This is a genomic window from Bradyrhizobium sp. dw_78 (assembly GCF_018449525.1).
In the GTDB taxonomy this organism is placed as follows: Bacteria; Pseudomonadota; Alphaproteobacteria; order Rhizobiales; family Xanthobacteraceae; genus Bradyrhizobium.
The window spans coordinates 1-2,442 of record NZ_JAAVUS010000022.1 but is presented as its reverse complement, the minus strand read 5'-3'; the positions used below and the strand labels follow the sequence as shown (position 1 = coordinate 2,442).

Annotated in this window: 1 protein-coding gene; it reads right to left on the bottom strand. The window is 59.5% G+C overall.

Annotated features, from left to right (window positions below):
• Positions 1-2,396 (bottom strand): magnesium-translocating P-type ATPase (mgtA, locus tag HB630_RS28155; protein WP_249781093.1); only part of this gene is annotated, 2,396 nt, incomplete at its 3' end.
• Between the last annotated feature and the right edge of the window lie 46 nt (positions 2,397-2,442).

The following is a 2,442-nucleotide window of genomic DNA, read 5'->3' as shown; positions in this document are numbered from 1 at the left end:
AAGGATTTGGCCCGCGATGAATGTCCGGCCACGGCTCGATAGAAGATGCGCTTGGTGATTTCCACAATCACAAGATATGCGAGTGTCGCGGCGATCAGGAATACGAAGAACAACGGTGGTGGCGCCACGAACCCAAACCACCCGCCTACGACGGGGAGTAGCGGGAGAGCGATTGCGACAGCAATAACTCCAAGGGCCATGGCGACGAGGAATACATGCGGCCTGCTCCGAAAGAACGGTCGACGCGTCCGGATAGCGAAGACAACCAGAACCTGGGTCGCGATAGATTCGATGAACCATCCTGTCTGAAACAGGGCCTCACCAGCCCCAAAGAGATGCAGCAGGACATAGAACGTCAGAAAATCAAAAACCGAGCTGACCGGTCCAAATACCAGCATGAACAGTTCGATGAACTTGACATCCCATTTCACCGGTCCGGCGATGGCCTCTTCATCGACCCGATCGAAAGGGATAGCGATTTCCGACACATCATAGAGCAGGTTGTTCAGCAGGACCTGAATCGGCAGCATTGGCAGAAACGGCAGGATCAGTGCCGCACCTGCCATGCTGAACATATTGCCAAAATTCGAACTTGAGCCCATCAGGACGTATTTGGACACGTTCTGAACGGTACCGCGGCCGCAGACCACCGCGTCGCGCACGACAGAAAGGTCGTGCTCGAGCAGGATCAGATCGGCCGCGGCGCGCGCGACATCGGCGGCGCCATCGACCGATATGCCGACATCGGCGGCATGCAATGCCGGAGCATCATTGATGCCGTCGCCCATGAAGCCGACGACATTGCCGAGCCGCTTCAGCGCCAGCAATATCCGAAGCTTCTGCTGCGGGTTGATGCGGCAGAACAGGTTGACCCGCGGCAACTGCCCGAGCAGCGCCTCGTCCGAAAGCTTTGTCAGTACATCGCCGGTGAGCACTCCGGTGACCGGTACCCCGATCTCGGTGAAGACATGGCGTGTCACAAGCTCGTTGTCGCCGGTCAGCACCTTCACGGAGATGCCTGCCGCGGTCATGGCTTGGATGGTGGTGCCGGCGCTTGCCTTCGGAGGATCGAGGAAAACGGCGAAGCCGGAGAAAACGAGGTCGCATTCGTCACTGATCGTAGCGGTCGCATGGCTCGCATCAACCACGCGGCTGGCTATGCCCAGGGCACGAAATCCTTGAGCACCGAGTTCGTCGAGCGTGGCCTCAAAGGAATGCCGCGTTTGGGGGTCGAGAGGCAGCAGCTTTCCATCCGCGCTCTCGTAGTGTCCCGACAGCCGCAACAGGTCCTCTGGTGCGCCCTTGACGATCAGACGACGTTCGTCGCCATGTTCGACCAGGACCGAGACGCGCCGCCGCTCGAAATCGAAGGGTACCTCGTCGATCTTCTTCCAGCCGGCCATATCGAACGGATGAGCAGAAATGATTGCTTGATCGAGCGGACTCTTCATTCCGGTTTCGAACTGGCTGTTTATATAGGCATTGGCGTATACGGCTTTGCTCTCGGTGCCCCGTCCGTCAATTGCGCGCATGAGCTTGATGGTGGCTTCCGTCAGTGTTCCGGTCTTGTCGGTGCATAGAACATTCATGGCACCAAGATCGTGGATTGCGGTCAGACGCTTCACGATTACCTTTCGCTTGGACAATTCCAGCGCCGATCGTGCGAGCGTGACGGTCACGATCATCGGCAGCAGTTCAGGCGTCAGGCCGACCGCGAGCGCCAGCGCGAACATCAGCGATTCCAGCAACGGACGGTGAAACGAGATGTTCACCACCAGCACGAAGAGTACCATCAAGACCGTCAGGCGCATGATCAGCAGGCCAAAGCGGCGAATGCCGATAGCAAAGTCGGTGGCCGGCGGCTTCTCAGCCAGACTCGTGGCGAGATGGCCGAGAGCCGACCTGCCGCCAGTTCGGCAAACAACAATGGTCGCGGTGCCGCTGATGACGGAGGTGCCGGCGAAGACCGCGTTCGATGCTCCGGCTGGATTTTCGACGCCTGATGGCGCGTTGCTGGTCTGCTTCTCGGCGGGGTAGGGCTCTCCGGTCAGCAGCGCCTGGTTGATGAAAAGGTCGCGGCTTTCGAGCAGCCGCGAGTCTGCCGGCACGAGGTCGCCTGCAATCAGCTCGACAATATCTCCGGGCACGAGTTGATCGATCGGGATCGAGACGCTGGCGCCGTTGCGTCGCACAGTCGCCTGCACAGCTACCGAACGGCGCAGCGCCTCGACTGCATTTTGAGCGCGGACCTCCTGGACGAAATCGATCGTCATGCTGATGGTGACGATGGTTACAACAATCAGGAAGCTCGCGACGTCGCCAGTCGCCGCGGACAATCCGCTCGCCACCAGCAGAATGATGACCAAGGGATTGCGGAAGCGGGACAGAAATTGCAGCCAGAGCGGCGATCGCTTGACGACGGCGGCGTCGTTGGGTCCGAAG